Source organism: Thioclava sp. F42-5 (assembly GCF_002213195.1).
Taxonomy (GTDB): domain Bacteria; phylum Pseudomonadota; class Alphaproteobacteria; order Rhodobacterales; family Rhodobacteraceae; genus Thioclava; species Thioclava nitratireducens.
In genome coordinates this window covers 17,804-38,098 of record NZ_NBNZ01000002.1, presented here as the reverse complement: position 1 = coordinate 38,098, position 20,295 = coordinate 17,804, and the positions used below count along the sequence as shown (strand labels likewise).

Below are 20,295 nucleotides of genomic sequence, written 5' to 3'. Positions count from 1 at the left end.
GGCTCCGGGCGAAATCGTAGCGTTGCCCAGAGCCTAGCGTCGTTGCGCGCAGCGGCAAGCCTCTCGCTCAAGGCGCGTGTTCGGCCAGCGTCGCGACATCCCCTGCTTCCAGCGCCGGAAGCGCGGCGCGGATCGCTTCCACGGGCCAATCCCACCATGCGAGATCGAGCAGCCGCGCGACCTCCCCCGGGCTGAACCGGAACCGCACCACCCGCGCCGGATTGCCAGCAACGATGGCAAAGGGCGGCACGTCCTGCGCCACAACCGAGCCAGCCGCCACGATCGCCCCCGCGCTGATGCGCACCCCGGGCATCGCCATTGCATTGAAGCCTAGCCAGACATCCGGCCCGATGACAGTGTCCCCAGTCGCGGCGTTCTCCTCGAGATATTTCCCCGCTGTCTCCATGTCGAAAATCCGGAACGGATAGGTCGTAATCCCGCCCATCGGGTGATTTGCGGAGGCGGTGATGAAGCGCACCCCATGAGCGATCTGCGCGAAGGGGCCGATCACCAGCCGCTCGGGGCAGCCGGGAAACAGATACGGCGCCAGCTCCGCCGCCGCGTCCGGCACGGGAACGAGAGGACTGTAATAAGCATAGCGCCCGACCTCGATATTGGGATGATCGATCACCGCCTGCAGGAACACGGTGGGTTCATGCGGCATGCCATCGGGCAGCAGTACAGGATTGCGGGTATCGGGCGCAGGAAAGCGCCGCGGCAGCGGATGGGCAGACATGGAGAGACCTCTCTCGATCAGAGTTTCAGGGAAACGGGATCAGAAAAGGGTCTTGTCCATCGGCGCCTCCATTGCGTGCTCGTCCAGTCTAGCGCAAGCGACGGGTCCGCGCCAGCCGTCCGGTCACAGCTTACGCGCGCGCCACTCCGTCATCGCCTTCGCGATCTGCTCCGCCGCGTCAGGGTCGAGGTGGAAATGGTGGTCGCCTGCGATCTCCACGCTCTCATAATCGGCGATCAGCTCGGCCCCCCATCGCGCCAGCTCCGCCGTGCCCTCGCGCCGCGCCCGGATCCCGTCCGCAGCCCAGATATTGAGCACCGGTGCCCGGATCGCCCGCAGCACCGCCTCCACATCGTCGCGATCGAGTTTCGCTGCAGAGCTTGCGAACAGCCGCCGGTCGCCGCGCAGATGCCAGCCCTCCGGGCCGTCTTCCAGCGCACGCTCCGCCAGCGCCTCGGCCACCGCGCGCGCATTGCCCTGCCCCGCGCGGCGCGCGATATAGGCCTCGCGCGTCGGGAAACGGCGCGGAGGTCGCGCCGCCTGCGTTGGCACTTCGGTCAGATAGGCGCGCAGAGTTGTGACGAAATCCTGCGCCACCGGCTCGGGGGCCAGCGAATCGAGCGCGATGAAACCCCGCACCCGCTCCGGCATCGCCGCCGCCAGCAACGCCGAGATATTGGCGCCGCGCGAATGGCCCAGCAGCACGCACTCCTTCCAGCCCAGAGCGTCGAGCACCCGCAGGATCTGCGGCAAGTCGTCCCAGATATTGTAGCTCGCATGGGCCGCGCGATGCCCGCTCAGCCCCTGCCCGCTCAAATCGAGCGCGACGACATGGCAGCCATTCAGCCGCGGCGCGAGCTCGGCAAAGCTTGCTGCATGATCCATCCAACCATGCAGCGCCAAGACCGGCAGCCCCTCCTCGGAGCCCCATTCGAGCCCGGCGATCCGTAGCCCGTCCACGTCCCAGTGCCGCTCACGCGCACCGTTCGTCTCCACCATGTCTTGTCCTCCCGCGCCACCCGATCCGCAGAAGATCTAGCGCGAGACACCCGCGATTGCGACCACCGGCACCGCGTCTTTCACGCAAAGCAAAAGGGCCGCCCAAGCGGGCGGCCCTTCGCAAGTCCAAATGATCCGAAGATCACTCGATGATTTTCGACACCACGCCGGCGCCGACAGTGCGGCCGCCTTCGCGGATTGCGAAGCGCAGACCGTCTTCCATCGCGATCGGAGCGATCAGTTCGACTTCGAACTTCAGGTTGTCGCCCGGCATCACCATCTCGGTGCCCTCGGGCAGCGTCACGGTGCCGGTCACGTCCGTCGTGCGGAAGTAGAACTGCGGACGGTAGTTCGCGAAGAACGGGGTGTGACGGCCACCTTCCTCTTTGGTGAGGATGTAGGCTTCAGCTTCGAACTTCGTGTGCGGCTTCACCGAACCCGGCTTGCACAGAACCTGACCACGCTCGACGCCGTCACGGTCGATGCCGCGCAGCAGCGCGCCGATGTTGTCGCCAGCTTCACCACGGTCCAGCAGCTTGCGGAACATCTCGACGCCCGTGCAGGTCGTCTTCGAGGTGTCGCGGATGCCCACGATTTCCAGCTCGTCGCCGACGTTGATCACGCCACGCTCGACGCGGCCGGTCACAACCGTACCACGACCCGAGATCGAGAACACGTCTTCGATCGGCATCAGGAAGGGCTGGTCCACGGCGCGCTCCGGCGTCGGGATGTAGCTGTCGACAGCTTCCATCAGAGCACGGATCGAGTTCTCGCCGATTTCCGGATCACGGCCTTCCATCGCGGCCAGAGCCGAACCCTTGATGATCGGGATATCGTCGCCGGGGAAGTCGTAGGACGACAGAAGTTCGCGAACTTCCATTTCCACGAGCTCGAGCAGCTCCTCGTCGTCGACCTGGTCAACCTTGTTCAGGTACACGACCATCGCCGGGATGCCGACCTGACGGCCGAGCAGGATGTGCTCGCGCGTCTGCGGCATCGGGCCGTCAGCTGCGTTCACGACCAGGATCGCGCCGTCCATCTGCGCGGCACCCGTGATCATGTTCTTCACGTAGTCGGCGTGGCCGGGGCAGTCGACGTGCGCGTAGTGACGCGACTCGGTCTCGTACTCCACGTGCGCGGTCGAGATCGTGATGCCGCGGGCTTTCTCTTCCGGCGCGCCGTCGATCTGGTCATACGCGCGGAAATCACCGAAATACTTCGTGATCGCAGCCGTCAGCGTCGTCTTGCCGTGGTCAACGTGGCCAATCGTGCCGATGTTGACGTGCGGTTTGTTACGTTCAAACTTTTCCTTTGCCATCTCGCGGGGCGCCTCTGGTTAGGGGGCCGCTAGCAGCGAGCCCGAGTCAATATCGCGCGCTACCTATTGCCCTGGCGGGGAAAAATCAAGCCCGGAATGCAGGGTTTCCCCTGTCTGTGTTCGCGGTTTCGCTTGGGCAGCGACCCGCTCCGCACTACCATCCCGTCATGGATTACGCTGCGACAGACGACACCCACCGCCTTCCCGCCCGCGCACCGCTTGCCGAGCACCCGCTGGGGATCCTCGCGAGCTTCCGGGCTGCGCGGCGCAACCTGTTGGAAATCATACCGGAACTGGCGACGCATGCACCGATCATCTCGGGCAATACAGGCGCGCGCTGGCATATGGTCATGGACCCTGACAGCCTGCGTCACATCCTCAAGACGCGCGTCGAGGATTATCCGAAATCGGTGGTGACCAAGCTCATTCTCGGCCCTGCCGTTGGGGAAGGTCTGTTCGTCGCCGAAGGAGCCGAATGGCGCTGGCAGCGTCGCGCCGCCTCGCCGGTCTTCGCCGCGCGCAACATGGAGGCGCTCGCCCCCGTCATGGGGGCCGCAGCGGAGGCCTCTGCCGCGCGCATCAGCACCGCCGCCGATACCGGTCGCGCCGTGGATCTGCATCAGGAAATGGTGGCCGCGACCTTCGAGGTGATCTCGGACGTGACCTTCTCGGGCGACGAAGGCTTCGACCGCGCCGCGATCCATCGGGCGATCGACGCCTATATCGCGCAGACGGCAAAGGTCTCGCTTCTGGATCTTTTCGCCCTGCCTGCCTGGGTGCCGCGCCCGCATCGGGTGATCTCCTCGGGCGTCGTGCGCGACCTCAAGCGCCATGCGGACCGCGCGATCGAGGCACGGCGCGCGAGCGAGGCGAAGGCGGTGCCCGACCTTCTGGACCTACTCGACGGCGCGCAGGACCCCGAAACCGGCCGCGAGATGAGCCCGGCCGAGCTACGCGACAACCTGCTGACCTTCATCGTCGCAGGCCACGAGACGACCGCCCTGACGCTCGCCTGGGCGCTCTACCTCTGCGCCTTCGATCCGCAGGTGCAGGAGGCCGCTCGCAGCGAGGCGCAGGCCACGCTCGGCGCGCATGCGGCGACCGTCGATGACCTGCCGAAAATGCCCCTCGTCGCGCAGATCGTGAACGAGAGCCTGCGGCTCTACCCGCCTGCGGGTTTCCTGTCGCGCACGGCGCGCAAACCCGACACGCTTCTGGGCCGCGAGGTGCGCGCAGGCGACACGGTGATGCTGCCGATCTACGCGCTCCACCGTCACCACGCGCTCTGGGACAACCCGCATGCTTTCCGCCCGGATCGTTTCGCCGATCCGACGCATGACCGCTTCGCCTTCCTGCCCTTCGGGGCTGGGCCACGCATTTGCATCGGCGCGGGCTTCGCGATGCAGGAAGCACAGATCATCCTCGCCACGCTCCTCGCCCGGTTCCGCTTCACCGCCGTGCCGGGCCGCGAGCCTGTGCCGGAGATGATCCTGACCACACGCCCAAAGGGCGGTATCTGGCTGACGGTAGAGCACGCGTAACGGGCGAGAGCGAACACTCATGCTTCGCCTTGGCGAAAATATCCCGGGGGTGAATTGCCCGACAGGGCAAGAGGGGGCAGCGCCCCCTGCCGGATCGCCCGGGCCTGTCCGGACGATCCCTCAGGTAAAGCCTCAGGTGAACCTGTTGTCCCGCGGGAAGCCACGCGGGGCCATGCGGCCCGCCGAGGCGCGCTTGCCGGTCCATTCGGCGAGATCGGTCTCGGTCCGCGTGCGGCCCGCCGGATCCTTCCAGCTCAGACCATCGGCCAAGGTGAAGGTCTTCGCGTCGCTCAGCCCCCCGTCCTTGTATTTCTGCAAACGGACGCCTTTGCCGCGCGCCATTTCGGGCAGCTCTTCCAGCGGGAATACCAGCAGCTTGCGGTTCTGACCGACGCAGGCAACCGTGTCGCCGTCGATCTTCGAACAGACGGTGGTTTTCGCCGCCCCCTTCATGTTCAGAACCTGCTTGCCCGATTTGGTCTGCGCCACGAGCTCTTCGCCCGGGCAGACGAACCCGTCGCCATCCGAGGAGGCTAGAAGGTATTTCTCGCCCGCCTTCGGCAGCAGCAGATGCGTCACCTCCGCCTCGTTGGGCAGGTCGACCATCAGCCGCAGCGGCTCGCCCATGCCGCGCCCGCCGGGCAGATTCGCCCCGAGCACCGTATAGGCGCGCCCGTTGGAGCCCATCGCGACGATCCGGTCCGTGGTCTCGGCATGCATGGCGAACATCGGCCCGTCGCCATCCTTGAACTTCACCTCGGCGTCGAGCGCGTTGTGGCCCTTCATCGCCCGGATCCAGCCCATCTTCGACAGGATCACGGTAATCGGTTCGCGTTCGATCATCGCCTCGATCGGCACTTCCTCGACCTCACCGGCCTCGGCGAAGCCGGTGCGTCGCGCGCCGCCCTCGGCGTTGCGGCCGAATTTCTTGTCGATCTCTTTCAGCTCACCGCCGATCGTCTTCCATTGCAGCTTTTCGGAGGCGAGAAGGTCTTCCAGTCCCGAGCGCTCTTCGATCAGTGCATCACGCTCGCGCTTGAGCTCCATCTCCTCGAGCTTGCGCAGACTGCGCAGGCGCATGTTTAGGATAGCTTCGGCCTGCACGTCCGACAGCTCGAACTCGGCCATCAGCATCGCTTTGGGTTCGTCCTCGTAGCGAATGATCTCGATCACCCGGTCGAGGTTCAGGAAGGCGATAATGTAGCCTTCGAGCACTTCCAGACGCGCGTCGATCTTGTCCATCCGATGCTGCGAACGGCGCAACAGCACCTCGCGCCGGTGATCGAGGAAGGCGCGCAGCACCTCCTTGAGCGAGCAGACCTTCGGCACCCGCCCGTCGATCAGCACGTTCATGTTGAGCGAGAAGCGGACCTCCAGATCGGAGTTCTTGAACAGCATCCCCATCAGCATCTCGGGCTCGACGGTGCGCGATTTCGGCTCCAGCACGATGCGGATATCGTCGGCACTCTCGTCGCGCACATCGGCCAGCGCGGGCACTTTGCGGGTCTGGATGACCTCGGCCAGACGCTCGATCAGCTTCGATTTCTGCACCTGATACGGGATCTCGGTGACGACGATCTGCCACTGGCCGCGACCCAGATCCTCTTTCTCCCAGCGCGCCCGCAGACGGAACGCACCGCGCCCGGTGCGATAGGCGTCGCGGATATTCTCGGGCGGCTCGACCAGCACGCCGCCGGTCGGGAAGTCGGGGCCGGGGATATGCTCGACCAGCTCGTCATCAGTGATGGCGGGGCGCTTGATCATCTCCAAGAGCGCCTCGACCAACTCACCGAGGTTATGCGGGGGGATGTTCGTCGCCATGCCGACCGCGATGCCGCTCGCGCCATTGGCCAGCAGGTTCGGAAAGGCGGCGGGCAGCACGACCGGCTCGGTCAGCGTGCCGTCGTAGTTCGGGCGGTAATCGACCGCGTTCTCGGCCAGACCTTCCAGAAGCGACTCGGACGGTGAGGCCAGACGTGCCTCGGTGTAACGCGAGGCTGCCGGGTTATCGCCGTCGATATTGCCGAAGTTGCCCTGCCCGTCGACGAGCTTGTAGCGCATCGCGAAATCCTGCGCGAGACGCGCCATCGCGTCGTAGATCGCGGCGTCGCCATGGGGGTGGTAGTTCCCCATCACGTCACCCGAGATCTTCGCGGATTTCCGAAAGCCGCCCGTGGGCGACAGCTTCAGTTCGCGCATCGCGAAGAGGATGCGCCGATGCACCGGCTTCAACCCGTCGCGCGCATCGGGCAGCGCCCGGTGCATGATCGTCGAGAGCGCATAGGTCAGATAGCGCTCGCCAATCGCGCGGCTCAGCGGTTCGGAACTGGTGGAGAGGGGATTTTCTTCGTCACTGCTCATGCCGATTTACTAAAGCCGAGCCCGATCCCGGTCCAGCGGGAAAAGCAGGAATAAGAATTTCCAAGGAACTTTTCCCCCGTCGGCGGAATTTCACCGACGTAGAGCAGGCGGAATCGTGTTAACATTTCAATGATTCCCCAGCTGCCAATTCGGAATCAGGGGGTTGAACATGGGTAAGTTGTTGCTGACCACTTTGGCGGGTATTTACGCCGTTATGGCCATCGCCGGTCGCGACGTCCCCGGGGACGTCGAACAGGCCTCTGCGGCTACGTCAAATGACACGGTACAGGTGTCACGCGCCGCGACCGACAGTCAAGAACTTTCGGCCAGCGAAGCGCCTCAAATTGTCGCGAAGGCGGCCGCCACATCGCCGACCGATACGCCGAAAGTCGAGAAGGCGTCGCTGATCACGCGCATCACGCCGAACACGCGGATGCCGGGCCCTGAGCTCAAACCCTCGCCCGAACATCGCAAGAACGCTGCGCCGGAAGTCGACGGCGGCACGCTCTGGAGCGTCTCGGCCAATGCCCTCAACGTGCGCTCGGGCCCCTCGACCAGCAATGCCGCGATCGACAGCGTCCGCAAAGGCGATCAAGTGCTCGTTGTGGCCGAGAGCGGCGGTTGGGCGCATGTGAAGATCGAAGGCGGCGGCACCGAAGGCTGGGTCTCGAAGAAATATCTGCGCCCGGCGAACTGAGCTTTCACAGGCGGTGCACCGCTAAATTCTTGTTTTTCCACCCGGGTCAAAATATTCCCGCCGGAGGCATATCTCCGGCGGGTTTTTCTTTGCCTCGCCGGATCAGAGGGAAGGCGCGCGCATGGCCAAGACGATTCTGATCACCGGATGCTCCTCGGGCATCGGCTACGACGCGGCCCACGGGCTGAAGGCCGCGGGCTGGAAAGTCTTCGCCACCTGCCGCCGCGAAGAGGATTGCGAACGTCTGCGCTCCGAGGGCTTGGTCTCGTTCCAACTCGACGTGGCCGATCCCGAAAGCATCGAGGCTGGCTTCAACGAGGCGCTCGCGCGCGGGCATGGCCGGCTTGATGCGCTCTACAACAACGCCGCCTTCGCCTGCCCCGGCGCTGCCGAGGACATTCCGCCCGGCGCGCTGCGCGAGATTTTCGAGACCAACCTGTTTGGCCTGCACGACCTGACGACCCGCGCGATCAAGGTGATGCGCGCACAGGGCGACAACGGCGAAGGACGCATCCTGCAATGCTCCTCGGTGCTGGGCTTCGTCGGTCTGAAATGGCGCGCAGCCTACGCCTCGACGAAATTCGCGCTGGAAGGGCTGACCGACGTGATGCGGCTCGAGATGGCAGATACGGACATCAAGATCGTGCTGATCCAGCCGGGCCCTATCACCTCGAAAATCCGGGTCAATTCGATCCCGCCTTTCGAGAAATGGGTGGATTGGGAGAACTCCGCCCGCCGCGCGCAATACGAGGGCAGCTTGCTAAAGCGTCTCTACCAAGGCCGCGGCAAGCCCGACACGTTCGAACTGCCGCCCTCCGAGGTGACGAAGGCGATCCTCAAGGCGCTCGAGGCCCCGAACCCGAAGCCGCGCTACAAGATCACCACGCCCACGAAGACGATCAGTGTCGTGCGCCGCTTCCTGCCGGACCGGATGCTCGACTGGGTGCTGGCCAAGGGCTGAAAATCCTTTCGCATTTTCGTGATCTCCAGCTATGTCTTGAGCCCAGAGGGAGAGAGACTACATGCGCAACGACCCGTTATTCTACATCGTCGCCGTGGCAAGTCTGGCGGTTCTGGTGATCTTGATGATCGGCATCGCGGGCTTCGGACGCGGGGGCGATTTCAACAAGAAACATGCCAACAAGCTGATGCGGTTGCGCATTGCCGCCCAGGCGGTCGCGATCGCGTTGATCCTGTTGTTCGTTTATCTCAGAAAGGGTGGCTGATGGTCGTTCTCAATCGCATCTACACGCGCACCGGCGACACCGGGGAAACCGCGCTCTCGAACGGGGTGCGCGTCGCCAAACATTCCGCGCGCGTGACCGCCTATGGCACGGTGGACGAGCTGAACGCGACCGTGGGTATCGCGCGCCTGCATGCCGACGAGGCGCTGCAAAAGCAGCTTTCCGTGATCCAGAACGACCTCTTCGATCTGGGCGCCGATCTGGCGCGCCCGGACATGGAACATGACGACGAGGCGGGCTACCCGGTCCTGCGCATGGTCGAGTCCCAAGTGACCCGGCTCGAGACCGAGATCGACGCGATGAACAAGAAGCTCGAGCCGCTGCGCAGCTTCATCCTGCCGGGCGGCACAGCGCTCGCGGCGCACCTTCACATGTCGCGCACCGTCGCGCGTCGTGCCGAGCGCGAAGCCGTGTCCCTCGCCGCGATCGAAGGCGTCAACGAATGGGCAGTGAAATATCTAAACCGCCTGTCCGACTGGTTCTTCGTCGCAGCCCGGATCGCGAATAACGATGGCAAGGATGATGTGTTATGGGTTCCCGGAGCGAACCGCTAACGAAGGCAGTGGCGGAGCTTCCAGAAACCACCGGCGAAGGGAAGAGGCAGCCGCTAGGCGCGCTCAAAGGAAGCTCTGCGGATCGATATCGACTGCGAGCCGCGCATTCGTCGGCAGCTTCAGCCCCTTGAGCCAAGCCTTGAGCGCGCCCTGCAGCGGCGCGCTTTTCTCTGCCTTCACCAGCATCCGCACCCGATGCCGCCCGCGCACCCGCGCGATCGGCGCAGGCGCGGGCCCGAAGACCTGCGCGCCGATCCGGCGCAGCGCGGCGTCGTTGCGCGCCAGGTGATTGCCGATCTCGAAAAGCGGCTGCAGGTCCGGCCCCGACAGGATGATCCCGGCCATCCGCCCGTAAGGCGGTACGCCCTGCGCCTGCCGCGCGGCCGCCTCCTGCGCCCAGAACGCCTCCTCGTCGCCGCCCAGAATCGCCCGGATCACCGGGTGCTCGGGCTGATAGGTCTGCAACAGCGCAGCGCCCTTCTCCTCGGCGCGGCCCGCCCGGCCCGCCACCTGCCGCATCAGTTGGAATGTCTTCTCCGCCGCGCGCAGGTCCGAGCCCTGCAGGCCCAGATCCGCGTCGATCACGCCCACCAAGGTCAGCCGTGGGAAGTTATGCCCCTTCGCCACGATCTGGGTGCCGATGATGATATCCGCCTCGCCCTGTGCGATCTCGGCGATCTTCTCCTTCAGCGCGCGGGCTGAACCGAACAGGTCAGAAGACAGCACCGCCAGGCGCGCGTCGGGGAAGCGCTCCGCAACCTCCTCGGCCAGCCGCTCGACCCCCGGCCCGACCGGCGCAAGCTTCCCTTCCACTTCGCAGCTCGGGCATTTCACCGGGATCGGCTTCGTCTCGCCGCATTGGTGGCAGACGAGGCGCTTCAGGAAACGGTGCTCGACCATCCGCGCGTCGCAGTGATCGCAGCCGATCTGATGCCCGCAGGCGCGGCAGATCGTGACCGGCGCATAGCCGCGACGGTTGAGAAACAGCATCGCCTGCTGCCCCTCGGCCACCCGCGCCAGCACCTCCTTCACCAGCGTCGGCCCGATCCAATGCGCGCTCTCGATCGCCTCGTCACGCATGTCGATCGTGCCCATCTCGGGCAGTTCCGCCGTGCCGAACCGTGCGCCCAGATCGAGCCGCTGATACTTCCCCGCCTCCGCGTTGGCCCATGTCTCGAGACTCGGCGTCGCCGAGGCCAGCACCACCTGCGCCGAACAACCCGAGGCGCGCAGCACCGCCATATCGCGCGCATTATAGAGAACGCCTTCCTCCTGCTTGTAGGAGCTGTCATGCTCCTCATCGACGACGATCAGCCCCAGATCGCGGAACGGCAGGAACAGCGCAGAGCGCGCGCCGACGACAAGCTGCACCTCGCCCGCACCGCAGGCCTTCCACAGCCTGCGCCGCTCGCTCTGCGTGACGCCGGAATGCCACTCGCCGGGGCGCGCGCCGAACCGCGCCTCGACCCGCGAAAGGAACTCGGAACTCAGAGCGATCTCGGGCAACAGCACCAAGGCCTGCCGCCCCTTGCGCAGACATTCCGCGACGGCCTCGAGATAAACCTCCGTCTTGCCCGATCCGGTCACGCCCTTAAGCAGCGTCGTCGAATACGCGCCGGAGCCTGCCCGCAACGCCTCCGCCGCGGCGGCCTGCGCCTCCGACAGCGCCTTGCCGGGCCGCGCCGGATCGAGCCGCGGGAAGGGCTGATCGCGCGGGACCTCCGCCTCGATCAGCGCACCGGTCTTCACCAGCCCTTTCACCACCTGCGTCGTCACCCCCGCCAGATGCGCCAACTCGCTCAGGTAAAACCCCGCGCCGCCATGCTCTTCCAGCACCTCGAGCACCCGCGCCCGCGCATCGGTCATCCGCGACGGCTCACGATCGCCCAAGCGGTAGATCTTGCGCATCCCCGGCGGATCGCCCAAGCCCGGCGCCCGCGTCGCGAGGCGCAAAACCTGCGGCAGGGGCGTCATCGTGTACTCCGCCATCCGCTCCAGAAAAACGCGCAGTTCGTCGCGCATCGGCGGCACGTCGAAGACCCGGTTCACCGCGCGCAGCTTGGCCGCGTCGAAGCCGCCCTCTCCTGGCCCCCAGACCACACCCAGCACCTTGCGCGGCCCCAGCGGCACCTCGACGAAAGCGCCGTTGTAGCAGCCGCCCTCCGGCGCGCGGTAATCGAGCGGCCGCCCGATCGGCTCCGCTGTCAGCACCGCGACCCGCGCGCCCTCTTCGAACCAACCGGGTTCAGACATCGCCATGCCTTCCAACTGCACTAAATATTCCCGGGAGCGGCGAAGCCGCGGGGCTGAGCCCCTCTGGCGTTGCGACCTCTTTCACCCTCGCCGCTTTTGCGCTAACACGCTCGCGACTGCCGCCAAGGAGAGCTGCCATGAAATTCTTCGTCGATACCGCTGACACCGCCGCGATCAAGGAACTCAACGATCTGGGTATGGTCGATGGCGTGACCACCAACCCGTCGCTGATCCTGAAATCGGGCCGCAACATTCTCGAAGTCACCAAGGAAATCTGCGACATGGTCCACGGGCCGGTCTCGGCCGAAGTCGTGGCCACCGAAGCCAAGGACATGATCGAAGAAGGTATGAAGCTCGCCAAGATCGCCCCCAATATCGCGATCAAGGTGCCGCTGACCTGGGACGGCCTGACCGCTTGCAAGGCTTTCGCATCCGAAGGCCACATGGTCAATGTCACGCTGTGCTTCTCGACCGCGCAGGCGATCCTCGCCGCGAAGGCGGGCGCGACCTTCATCTCGCCCTTCATCGGCCGCCTCGACGACATCAACCTCGACGGGATGGATCTGATCGAAGACATCCGCACGGTCTATGACAACTACGATTTCTCGACCCAGATCCTCGCCGCCTCGATCCGCTCGGTGAACCACATCAGCGACGCCGCGCGCATCGGCGCCGACGTGATCACCGCCCCGCCGGCGGTTATCAAGTCGATGGCGAACCATCCGCTGACCGACAAGGGTCTGGCCCAGTTCCTCAAGGATTGGGAAGCGACCGGCCAGAAGATCTGATCTTCCGGCGTGAGTCCGAAACGGCACAGGCCCGCCTATCCGGCGGGCCTTTTTCGTCGCGGGGGCCGATTTTTGGACTGCGTCGCGATGCGCATCGTGTATGCTCGGAAAAAATGACGCATCGATGAGCGACGAGACAGGCATGACCGAACCGGCCCTCGTGGAGCAACTCCGCGACAAGATCATTTCCGACCCTGACGTGATTCTCGAGGACCGCGACCTGATGCGGGCGCTGATCGCCGCGAACGAAGCGGCGATGGGCGGCAATATCGTCGATCTGCGCGGCGCGGCCATGTCCCGGCTGGAGGCGCGGCTCGACCGGCTGGAAGACACCCACCGGTCTGTCATCGCCGCCGCCTATGAGAACCTCGCAGGTACCAACCAGATTCACCGCGCGGTTCTGCGGATGCTCGACCCGCATGACTTTCAGTCCTTCCTGTCGAATTTGGCTTCCGAAGTGGCCGAGATCCTGCGCGTCGATGCGGTGCGTCTGGTGCTCGAGAGCCACCAGAACGAGGACGACCCGGCACTTCGCCAGCTGGGTGAGGTGCTTTGCGTGGCCGAACCCGGCTTCATCACCGAATACATGCGCGGCGGGCGCGGCGGGCAGCCGCGACAGGTCGTGCTGCGCCAGACCGTTCCCGGCTCCGAGGCGATCTTCGGCGAGGCCGCGAACTGGGTGCGCTCCGAGGCGCTGATGCAGCTCGATCTGGGCGAGGGCCGGCTGCCGGGCATGCTGGTCATGGCCGCCGAGGATCCGCATCAGTTCAAACCCTCGCAGGGCACCGATCTTCTGGCCTTCTTCGCAGGCGTATTCGAACGCACGATGCGCCGCTGGCTGGATTGATGGCGGAGCCGTCCGCAGGGCTGCAAGACGCGCTCGCCGAGTGGCTGAGCCATCTGCGCGGTTTACGCGACGCGTCCGAGCATACGATCACCGCCTATCGGCGCGACGTGGCGGTCTTCCTGGGATTTCTGCAAAATCATCATGGCGAGAGCCTCGGCACCGCCCGGATCGCGCAGCTCGGCCCTTCCGACATGCGGGCATGGATGGCGCATGAGCGGTCGCGCGAGGTCTCGTCGCGCTCGCTCGCCCGCGCTCTGTCCTCGGTCAAAAGCTTCATCCGCTGGCTCGCCGATCGCGACGGGTTCGACGCGAGCCATATCCTCTCGACCCGCAGCCCGAAATATCAACGCAAGCTGCCGCGACCGCTGAACGAAGACGCCGCCGCCGAGATGATCGAACAGGTCGACACGCAAGCGATGGAGCCGTGGATCGCCGCGCGCGATGCCGCCGTGCTGACGCTGCTTTATGGCTGCGGGCTGCGGATATCCGAGGCGCTCGCGCTGCGCGCCGACGCCCATCCGCTGCCAGAGGTGCTGCGCATCCGCGGCAAGGGCGACAAAGAACGGCTGGTCCCGGTCGTCCCCGCCGCCCGCGAGGCGGTGGCCGAATACATACGCCTGTGCCCCTACCCGGCCGAGCCGGACGCCCCCTTGTTCTACGGCGCACGCGGAAAGCCGCTCAATCCGCGGATGATTTCCAAGGCGATGGAGCGGGCGCGCATGTCGCTTGGCCTGCCTTCGACCGCGACGCCACATGCGATGCGCCACAGCTTTGCCACGCATTTGCTGGCCGCTGGCGGCGATCTGCGCGCCATTCAGGAACTGCTGGGCCATGCGAGCCTCGGCACCACCCAGATCTACACTGCCGTCGACGCGGCGCGACTTATGGAAATCTACGACAAGAGCCATCCGCGCGCCTGAAGTTCGCTTGCCCCTGCGTCGCAAATCCGGCATCACGGACAAATGGATATCCGCATCAAAGCCCTTTTCGTCCACCTTCTGACCGCCACCGGCGCGGTGTTGTCGATGCTCGCGCTTCTCGCGGCTGCGGAAGGCCAATGGTCGATGATGTTCCTTTGGCTCGTCACCGCGTTCTTCGTTGACGGGATCGATGGTCCGCTCGCGCGGCGCTACGATGTGAAGGCGAATTTTCCGCTCTATGACGGCGTCCTGATGGACCTGATCATCGACTACCTGACCTATGTCTTCATCCCTGCCTTCGCGCTGTTCCAGTCGAGCCTGCTACCGGGATGGACGGGCTGGCTCGCGATCATCGCGATCACATATGGCAGCGTGGTCTATTTCTCCGACACCCGGATGAAGACGAAGGACAACTCGTTTCAGGGTTTTCCGGGCGCGTGGAACATGCTGGTGCTGGTGCTGTTCGCGCTGAAGCCCGGCTATTGGACGATCCTCGTGGTGGTCGTGGCGCTTGCCATCGCGATGTTCCTGCCGCTGAAGTTCATCCACCCCGTGCGCACGAAGCGCTGGCGCGTGGTCTCTCTGCCTGTGGCGCTTCTGTGGACCTTCTTCGCGGGCTGGGCCGCATGGGTCGATTTCGACCCGGCGAGCTGGGCGCATTGGGGGCTGGTCGTGACCTCGTTCTACCTGCTGCTCGTCGGCATCGTGCAACAAATCGTCCCTGAACGGCGTTGACCTGCGACGGCCGCTCCGGCGGTCCGCGGCAACAGTTTTCAGGAGGCCTCATGCGTCACGCTTTCGCGCTCATTGCCGTCGTGTTCTCGGCGCAGTCGGCCATCGCCGCGCCGCGCTATCTCGACGACCGCTCCACCCCCGCTGCGCTGGTCCGCTCGCTCTACAATGCGATCTCGCTGCATCAATACGCCCGCGCCTGGAGCTATTACGCCGATCCGGAAGAGGATGGCGATTATGCGGATTTCGCGAGAGGCTACGCCGACACGGCGGAGGCCTCGGTCACGGTCGGCCCCATGACGTCGGAAGGCGCTGCCGGCTCTATCTACACGACTCTCGCGGTGACGGTGACCGCCCGGACACGTGACGGAAAGACCGAGAGCTTCGGGGGCTGTTACGTGGTGCGCCAGATTCAACCCGCGATCCAGGAACCGCCCTTCACGCCGCTGCAGATCACGGACGGGCACCTCATGGCGCGATCTTCGGACGAGGCCATGCCCGCAAGCTGCGACGCCGACGGTCGACCGCGGTTCTAAGCACTCAGACCCGCGTCAGCACCACGCCCGAGACGATCAGCAGCGCGGCAAGCGCCTTCGTAACCCGCATCTTCTCGCCGAAAACGAGCCAACCGATGAGCACCGCGAACAGGATCGAGGTCTCGCGCAGCGTCGCGACCAGCGCGATCGGCGCGCGGGTCATCGCCCAGATCGAGATCGCGTAAGCCCCGTAAGACGCCGCAGCCCCGAGCGTCGCGATTCCCCATTCGCGCGGCACGGCGCGCAGCATCGCGGTGCCGCGCTGCGCCAGCATACCTGAGACGAAGAACACGCCGCCCAGCACCATTATCCACCCGACGTAGCCCACCGGCTCGCCCGATATGCGCGCGCCCATCCCGTCGACCAGCGTGTAGGTCGCGGTCGCGAGTGCCGAGCCCATCGCGTAGGGCAGCAGACGGCGACTCTCGCCATCGGTGAACACGCCGCGCGCCATCAAGGCGATGCCGAGGCCCAGCACCGCGATCCCGGCATATTCGAGCCCGCTCATCGCGTCGATCGCCAAGGCGGCGGAGACGACCGCCACCATCATCGGCGCGGTTCCACGCGCGATCGGATAGACCCGGCTCAGGTCGCCCTGCTCATAGGCATGGGCGAGGAAGAACTTGTAGCCAAAATGGATGACGCCCGCGGCGAGGATCCAGCCCAGCGCGGCACTGTCCGGCAGCGGTCGCGACAGGGCGACCGCCAGGCCGATCACCGCCTCGGCAATCGACAGCATCACCATCGCACGGATTTTCGAGCCACCAAGCCGGATCAGCGCGTTCCACAGGGCGTGCAGAAAGGCCGCGCCCAGCACCGCCGCCATGATCGTCAAACTCATTTCCGCGCCCTTCCCTGCCCGACCGACAATCGGTAGCTCCGGGCCACGACAAGGGCAAGCGGCCTCGCACCGTGCTGAGATGTCTGGCCTCGCCGCAACGGCTTCTCTCCGCGCGGGGCGCACGAAGAAACTGGGGAAGGGGCTACGGCGCTCTCGAGTCAACCGACATGCGAGGAATGCGACCGAATGATACAGTGAATCGGATACTTCGTCCCAAGGCGGCAACCCCGCCGCGGGTCTGGAAAGCGGTGCCGTCCGCCGAACTCCCAGGTTGCAAGAAGGGGCGCGCGAAGGGATTGCGGAACGCAGCGCACTCGGGCTATGGGCGATCCATGCCCAGATTCGCCTTGAAAATCGAATATGACGGGGGCCCCTTTGCCGGGTGGCAACGTCAGGCCGATCAGCCTTCGGTACAAGGCGCGATCGAGGACGCTTTGGCGAAGCTCGAACCCGGCCCCCACACGATCGCCGCGGCGGGACGCACCGATGCGGGCGTACATGCGACCGGGCAGGTGGCCCATGCCGATCTGAAGAAGGACTGGGACCCGTTCCGACTTTCGGAAGCGCTGAATTATCATCTCCGTCCCGCGCCGGTGGCGATACTCGCCTGTGCCCGGGTCGACGACGAGTTCCACGCCCGGTTCTCGGCGCAGGAGCGGCGCTACCTGTTCCGGCTCGTGCAACGTCGTGCGCCGACGACCCATGACCGCGGTCTGGTCTGGCGCGTGCAGAACCCGCTGGACGTGGAGGCGATGCGCGAAGGCGCGTCGTATCTGATCGGGCACCATGATTTCACGACGTTTCGTTCGACCATGTGCCAATCGAAATCGCCGGTCAAAACGCTCGACGAGATCCGGATCGAAGAACATGATATTCTGCATGGGCGCGAGGTACGGTTTCATTTGCGCGCTCGCAGCTTCCTGCACAATCAGGTCCGTTCGATCGTCGGCACGCTGGAGCGGGTCGGTGCTGGATCTTGGCCGGCCGAGCGCGTCGCCGAAGCGCTCGTCGCCCGCGACCGCGCCGCATGCGGTCCGGTCTGTCCGCCGCAGGGCCTCTATCTAAGCGCCGTCGGCTATCCCCGCGATCCCTTCGGCTGACACGGTCTGGCCCCCGGCCGGGGCGCGCGGCATCGGCAGCTGAGTTGGAAGCGAGGTCTTGCGCTTTTCCATCGGGGCGAAGCTCCGACTTTCCTTCATCGCGCGCGTGACCTGGCTTGCCATTGCTCCGCTTCGCCTGCGCGGCGTGATCTCGAAATTCCGCGCTTTTTGAATATCAGCGTCAGGCCCTCCGGGCACCTGAACGACAGGCGAAGCAGGGTCGTCGCCCTCCAACCGTTGCAGACGCGAGATGATCTCATCCAGCCGCGCCGCGCAACGCTGCCCCAAGGCAGCGTCGAGATAGCGCAGAAACATGGCGGTCTCGCGTCTCGAGAGATGGGGGACGGGGACATCTCGAATCTTCGGATGTGCGGTCGCTTGGCTACGCGCGCCGGTCACCGGAGCTTCATGCAATTTCTCGCCCGGACGCAGGCCGATAGGCAAAAGCTCGATATCGCCTTCTGGACAGTCCGGTCCGCGAAGGCGCAACCCGCGCGCTTCGACCATCTGCCGGGCGAGATCGCCGATCCGGATCGGCGCGCCCATGTCGAGTGCATAGACCCGTCCTGCGCCCTCCCAACGCCCTGCGATCAGCACAAGCCGCGCGGCCTCGGCGATCGTCATGAAGTAGCGCGTGGCCTCGGGATCGGTGAGCGTGATCGGCCCGCCCTGCGCGATCTGTTGCTCGAATATCGGCACGACCGACCCGGATGAGCCGAGCACATTCCCGAAGCGCACGATGGAGAAGACGGTCGCGCCCGCACGGCGCGCAAGATCCTGCACGACCAATTCGGCCATTCGTTTAGACGCCCCCATGACCGAGCGGGGCGCGATCGCCTTGTCGCTCGAAATCAGCACGAAACGCGCAACTTTCGCGGCGCGGGCGGCGCGCGCGAGACAGACCGTGGCGGCGACGTTATTCGCGCATCCCGAGAAGGGATTCTGCTCGACCAGAACGACATGTTTGTAGGCGGCGGCGTGGAATACGACGTCGATCGTTTCGCGCGCGAATATCTCATGCACCAGCGCCGCATCCGCTGCAGAGCCGAGCCGCGTGACAAGTTCGGTGCCCGCGCGCTCCGCCAGCGGGCTCAGGTCGGAGAGGATTGTGAAGAGCGCCTTTTCCGATAGCTCGAGAAGGACCAGTTTCGCCGGACGACAGGCGAGTATCTGGTGGCAAAGCTCCGCCCCGATGGAACCGCCCGCCCCCGAGATGAGCATGGTTTTGCCGCAGTAGAACTCCGCGTCGGGCGGATCGTCTTCCGTGATCTCGGAACGACCAAGCCACCGTTCGGAGCGCACCGGCTGCAGCCGCGCGGCGAGATCGGCGCCACCGACCAGAAGCGCGAAATCCGGCAATGCCTCGCAGCGCAGTCCGAGGGCCGAGATGTCTCGCGCCAGCGCGGCCTTGCGCGGCGTGGACAGGAGCGGGTCGGCGAGAACGACGCGATCGACGTTGAACTTGCGGATCAATGCCTCGCGCGTCACGTGGCCGAGAACCGGAACCCCGTCCAAGGTCGCACCGCGCAGAACCGGGCTGTCATCGAGAAACGCGCAGGTCAGGAAACCGGATCGATCGCGCAACGCCCGCGCCAGCGCGAGCCCCTCCGGGGTCGCGCCGTAGATTGCGATGCGCGAGACGACGTACGAGCGGCGATACAGCACTGCGGTCAGCCCCAGAAGAGCCCAGCGTTGAGCCACGAGGCCAGACAGGAACACGCCCCCGAAGAAGAATGCGGTCGCGCCACCTCGCCATCCAGGACTGATCCAGAGGGCAAATACCAGAAGGCAGGAGACACCCAATGCCTTCCCCGCCCCGTCCCTTGCGAAGTCCTTCAGGGGCAAGCGGGCAAGACCGGTGCCGAGGCTCACTGATGCGGCGACAATACCCCCCACCGTCAGAAAGATCGGCGAAGGGAGCCCAAGGCTCCATCCCGGCGACGTGGTTGCGAAATGTATTGCTGCGGCAAGGCATCCTATCGCCAGAAGCGCATCGAGCGCCGCGATGACAGCCGCCTTTCGCGGGCGCGACAATGCGATCAGCCGCGTCGCGATCTTGTCGGTGAGCACCGAACTCATGCGCGCGCTCCGCGCAGGGTTTGCCAGATCAGCGCGAGATCGAGCCAGCACGAGGCCCGACGTTGGTACAGCAGATCAAGCCGCGCTTTCTGTGGAACGCAGACGCGGTCATAGATCCGCCGCGCCTCCTCCGCGGAACGACAAGATGCCATCAGCCGCGCCTCTTTCGCGGCGAACTGCACGCTCGCAAGCCCGGTGATCCCCGGCGGACTTGTAAGCACCTGTGCGTAAAGCTCGGGAAATCGCTCCACCACCTCGCGCAGCGGCGGGCGCGGTCCGACGAAGCTCATGTCGCCGCGCAGCACGTTCCATATTTGCGGCAATTCATCCGCGTGGCAGCGGCGCAACAGCCGGCCAAGCGGCGTAATCCGTCCGGCTTTATGTCCGCCGGAGACGCCGTAATCGCCGGGATCCGCCGCCATCGTGCGAAACTTCCACATGCGGAAGCTACGCGTGGGACTGTGCATCCGCTCACCCCCGTGGAACCACGGTCGCCCCTGCACCATCGCGATGACCAGCCAGACCAGCGCGATCAGCGGCACCACCATGGGTAGCGCGAGCATCGCCAGTGTCAGATCGAAGAGACGTTTACGCCTGCGCCGGACCTGGATCATGCCAATTCTCCTGCTGTGGATCATCACCGAAGAAACGAAACCTTCGCGAGCCTATGCCTCTTCCAGTTGCGATGCGGTTAACGCCAAACCGTCATGAGATGTGACCGGACCTCACGGCACCTGACACCGATACAA

19 protein-coding genes are annotated in these 20,295 nt (G+C 65.3%); 11 read left to right on the top strand and 8 right to left on the bottom strand.

What is annotated here, in order from left to right:
- Positions 1-67: 67 nt before the first annotated feature.
- The 3 genes from B6V74_RS05395 to tuf all read right to left on the bottom strand — a co-directional run bounded on the left by B6V74_RS05395 (position 68) and on the right by tuf (position 3,053).
- Entirely contained in the window at positions 68-664 is a 597-nt protein-coding gene (locus B6V74_RS05395; RefSeq protein ID WP_240497084.1) for a CatB-related O-acetyltransferase, read from the bottom strand.
- Between the two features lie 195 nt (positions 665-859).
- Positions 860-1,735, bottom strand: a complete 876-nt coding sequence (locus B6V74_RS05390) for an alpha/beta fold hydrolase (protein ID WP_088722226.1) — start codon at positions 1,733-1,735, stop codon at positions 860-862.
- Between the two features lie 142 nt (positions 1,736-1,877).
- Entirely contained in the window at positions 1,878-3,053 is a 1,176-nt protein-coding gene (gene tuf / locus B6V74_RS05385; RefSeq protein WP_077701325.1) for an elongation factor Tu, read from the bottom strand.
- A gap of 167 nt (positions 3,054-3,220) precedes the next feature.
- On the opposite strand from tuf, the gene B6V74_RS05380 reads away from it, so the two are divergent.
- Positions 3,221-4,594, top strand: a complete 1,374-nt coding sequence (locus tag B6V74_RS05380) for a cytochrome P450 (protein ID WP_088722225.1) — start codon at positions 3,221-3,223, stop codon at positions 4,592-4,594.
- A 132-nt stretch (positions 4,595-4,726) separates the two neighbouring features.
- Here B6V74_RS05380 and parC read toward each other — a convergent pair whose 3' ends face one another.
- Positions 4,727-6,955, bottom strand: coding sequence for a DNA topoisomerase IV subunit A (gene parC, locus B6V74_RS05375; protein WP_075773808.1), 2,229 nt, complete (start codon positions 6,953-6,955; stop codon positions 4,727-4,729).
- Between the two features lie 169 nt (positions 6,956-7,124).
- Between parC and B6V74_RS05370 the strand changes: the two genes are divergently transcribed.
- The 4 genes from B6V74_RS05370 to B6V74_RS05355 all read left to right on the top strand — a co-directional run bounded on the left by B6V74_RS05370 (position 7,125) and on the right by B6V74_RS05355 (position 9,450).
- A complete protein-coding gene (locus tag B6V74_RS05370; RefSeq protein WP_088722224.1) occupies positions 7,125-7,652 on the top strand; it encodes an SH3 domain-containing protein in 528 nt (175 codons plus the stop codon).
- A gap of 121 nt (positions 7,653-7,773) precedes the next feature.
- Positions 7,774-8,613 carry an SDR family NAD(P)-dependent oxidoreductase gene (locus B6V74_RS05365; protein ID WP_088722223.1) on the top strand — a complete coding sequence of 280 codons (840 nt, stop codon included), beginning with the start codon at positions 7,774-7,776 and terminating at the stop codon, positions 8,611-8,613.
- A gap of 61 nt (positions 8,614-8,674) precedes the next feature.
- Positions 8,675-8,878 (top strand): twin transmembrane helix small protein, encoded by a 204-nt coding sequence (locus tag B6V74_RS05360; RefSeq protein ID WP_075773805.1) that lies wholly within the window; start codon positions 8,675-8,677, stop codon positions 8,876-8,878.
- Positions 8,878-9,450 (top strand): cob(I)yrinic acid a,c-diamide adenosyltransferase, encoded by a 573-nt coding sequence (locus tag B6V74_RS05355; RefSeq protein WP_088722222.1) that lies wholly within the window; start codon positions 8,878-8,880, stop codon positions 9,448-9,450. Before B6V74_RS05360 ends, B6V74_RS05355 begins: the two co-directional genes overlap by 1 nt.
- 63 nt (positions 9,451-9,513) lie before the next feature.
- Here the strand turns inward: B6V74_RS05355 and B6V74_RS05350 are convergent, their stop codons facing one another.
- A complete protein-coding gene (locus B6V74_RS05350; RefSeq protein ID WP_088722618.1) occupies positions 9,514-11,703 on the bottom strand; it encodes a primosomal protein N' in 2,190 nt (729 codons plus the stop codon).
- 137 nt (positions 11,704-11,840) lie between these two features.
- Here B6V74_RS05350 and fsa point away from each other — a divergent pair, with 137 nt between their 5' ends.
- From fsa to B6V74_RS05325, 5 genes are all read left to right on the top strand, one after another.
- Positions 11,841-12,491 (top strand): fructose-6-phosphate aldolase, encoded by a 651-nt coding sequence (gene fsa, locus B6V74_RS05345; RefSeq protein ID WP_088719447.1) that lies wholly within the window; start codon positions 11,841-11,843, stop codon positions 12,489-12,491.
- 142 nt (positions 12,492-12,633) lie between these two features.
- A complete protein-coding gene (locus tag B6V74_RS05340) occupies positions 12,634-13,338 on the top strand; it encodes a DUF484 family protein (RefSeq protein ID WP_075774302.1) in 705 nt (234 codons plus the stop codon).
- A complete protein-coding gene (locus B6V74_RS05335; RefSeq protein ID WP_088722221.1) occupies positions 13,338-14,258 on the top strand; it encodes a tyrosine recombinase XerC in 921 nt (306 codons plus the stop codon). The genes B6V74_RS05340 and B6V74_RS05335 overlap by 1 nt, the downstream gene beginning before the upstream one ends.
- 42 nt (positions 14,259-14,300) lie before the next feature.
- A complete protein-coding gene (locus tag B6V74_RS05330; RefSeq protein WP_088719445.1) occupies positions 14,301-14,993 on the top strand; it encodes a CDP-alcohol phosphatidyltransferase family protein in 693 nt (230 codons plus the stop codon).
- A gap of 50 nt (positions 14,994-15,043) precedes the next feature.
- Positions 15,044-15,526 carry a hypothetical protein gene (locus B6V74_RS05325; RefSeq protein ID WP_088722220.1) on the top strand — a complete coding sequence of 161 codons (483 nt, stop codon included), beginning with the start codon at positions 15,044-15,046 and terminating at the stop codon, positions 15,524-15,526.
- Positions 15,527-15,530: 4 nt separating this feature from the next.
- Here B6V74_RS05325 and B6V74_RS05320 read toward each other — a convergent pair whose 3' ends face one another.
- A complete protein-coding gene (locus tag B6V74_RS05320; RefSeq protein ID WP_088722219.1) occupies positions 15,531-16,367 on the bottom strand; it encodes a DMT family transporter in 837 nt (278 codons plus the stop codon).
- A 332-nt stretch (positions 16,368-16,699) separates the two neighbouring features.
- On the opposite strand from B6V74_RS05320, the gene truA reads away from it, so the two are divergent.
- On the top strand, positions 16,700-17,467 hold the full coding sequence (gene truA / locus B6V74_RS05315; protein WP_088722218.1) for a tRNA pseudouridine(38-40) synthase TruA: 768 nt from the start codon (positions 16,700-16,702) through the stop codon (positions 17,465-17,467).
- On the opposite strand, the gene B6V74_RS05310 is transcribed toward truA, so the two are convergent.
- Complete coding sequence (locus tag B6V74_RS05310) at positions 17,429-19,546, bottom strand: polysaccharide biosynthesis protein (protein ID WP_088722217.1); 2,118 nt, start codon at positions 19,544-19,546, stop codon at positions 17,429-17,431. The two genes, truA and B6V74_RS05310, sit on opposite strands and share 39 nt — an antisense overlap.
- Positions 19,543-20,160, bottom strand: a complete 618-nt coding sequence (locus B6V74_RS05305; protein ID WP_088722216.1) for a sugar transferase — start codon at positions 20,158-20,160, stop codon at positions 19,543-19,545. The genes B6V74_RS05310 and B6V74_RS05305 overlap by 4 nt, the downstream gene beginning before the upstream one ends.
- Between the last annotated feature and the right edge of the window lie 135 nt (positions 20,161-20,295).